Origin of the sequence: Gaetbulibacter sp. NE, from assembly GCF_025548475.1 — a bacterium.
In the GTDB taxonomy this organism is placed as follows: domain Bacteria; phylum Bacteroidota; class Bacteroidia; order Flavobacteriales; family Flavobacteriaceae; genus Gaetbulibacter_B; species Gaetbulibacter_B jejuensis.
This window is the reverse complement of sequence record NZ_JAOQHY010000022.1, coordinates 1-1,698: the sequence shown is the minus strand read 5'-3', so window position 1 is coordinate 1,698 and position 1,698 is coordinate 1. Positions and strand designations below refer to the sequence as shown.

2 protein-coding genes are annotated in these 1,698 nt (G+C 28.9%); both read right to left on the bottom strand.

The genetic code is table 11. The features are described from left to right. Positions 1-169 precede the first annotated feature (169 nt). On the bottom strand, positions 170-925 hold the full coding sequence (locus tag OD803_RS14420) for a hypothetical protein (RefSeq protein ID WP_181256091.1): 756 nt from the start codon (positions 923-925) through the stop codon (positions 170-172). A 148-nt stretch (positions 926-1,073) separates the two neighbouring features. Continuing rightward, the gene (locus OD803_RS14415) at positions 1,074-1,541 is read right to left on the bottom strand and encodes a hypothetical protein (protein ID WP_262734054.1); all 468 of its coding nucleotides are present in this window, start codon (positions 1,539-1,541) and stop codon (positions 1,074-1,076) included. Between the last annotated feature and the right edge of the window lie 157 nt (positions 1,542-1,698).

The window sequence follows — 1,698 nt, the reverse complement described above, 5'->3', positions numbered from 1 at the left end:
CAGCAGTAAATTTCTAAAAAAAACTTGTTTTTTACCTTGGAATACGTATAACCGTCAGTTACGGGATTAAAGTTAATGATTTTCGGTTAAGAACTGACGATAGCAATTCCGAGTGGATTCGGACGTAGTCGAATCCACCGTAATTGCGGTTATACATTGTTGGCAATAGTTATTCTTTGTAACAGTTTTCATTATAATGTAAATTGACTTTTAATAAAATTCCGTTTATAAATTCCGTAACTCTTTCTTCATATCCTTTACCATCTTTATTATCATAACTGTACCTTTTTAAAGTAGTTTCCAAATGTGGAATAATTTTGGTCATTGGTTCGGTTATACAAGAATCAAAAACTTGTTTATAATTGGTTTTATCAAATTCTTTGTCTGACATACAATTGCAGAAATCATCTTTAATTAAGTTAGAGAAAAATTCCGAATGTTCCTCTAATTTAAAAGTTGGCCATTTCACGTTATAGGCATTCTTGTTTATTTGTACTATCAAAATCTTTTCTACTTCAGGTAGCTTATCTATTGAAAAACGATTTACTATAAATTGACTTCCTGCGTGTTTATAAGGATAAGTGTCCAGAAAAACATTTAGTGTATCATTGAAAAGTTCTTTAAATCCTGAACTGATATTTACTCCAATATCTAACAAAGTGTTTTCATTTTTCAGAAATAAGGTGTCCGAATTCAGTTTCAGTTTGATAAAGCTCAATTCAGATTTTTTAAGATGATTGAGTTTTATTTTTCTCTTTTTAGAATTCTTAACTTTCTTGGTTTGTTTATAACCATCTTTGTATTTAACTATCAACTCTTTTTCGGTAATACTATCAGCTCCTTTTACATTCAGATAAAAGTCTTGGGCTTTCAATAAATTTGATAGAAGCAAAAAGATAAAAAGTAAGTAAGTCAGTTTCTTCATAATTATTGCCAACGGTTACGTATAATAATATTGCGTAGTTTGAATGCGAGGGTTTTCCGAAGGAAAATCAGATGCAAGCAAACAAGCACAAATTTTTGATTTAGAAATAAACTTACGCATTATTTTTATACAATGTTAGCATACGTATTTATTTAGACTTGACAAATTTTCTACCGTCGGTAAGCTCTAATGATTTAGCATCTAAAAATTTTATAGGAATAAATTTTGTCATATCGTCTTCACAATAAAATCCGAAATTTTCATTTTTCTTTCCAAGAAATGCTAGTCCGTAGCAGGTTATATAATAATCCTCAAGTAGTAATTCGTATGTTTCCTTCATTTTAGGAGTCATTTTGGACCCAACTTGAAGTGGAATACCAATTTGTTCAACAATAGGTATAAAACTTATATCTAGTCTGTTGTCAAAAACTTTCTTATATTTCTTTTTAATTTCTTCAGGTAGCATTATACTAACAATTCTCATTGGCTGATGATGAACTTTTTTCTTCTCTAAATCAAGTATTGCTTTATTAGAGCAAGTCCAATTTCCAGACAACAAATCAATCATTTTAGTTATAGAATCTTTTTCTTTTACTGTAAGATCTTGAACAGTCAAATTTATATTGTTTTGACCAAAAGATTTAATAAAAGTGAATACAATTAGAATTATAATTAGGTGTCTTTTCATATGTATGCTAACGCTGCGCTATGCGTAGTGTGGTTTTGGATTTTAAAAATAGTGAATTTATTCACAAATTTTTAAAAATACAGGT

Coding starts and splice junctions, on each gene's coding strand:
- OD803_RS14420 (WP_181256091.1), bottom strand. CDS start 925: ATGAAGAAACTGACTTACTTACTTTTTATCTTTTTGCTTCTATCAAAT.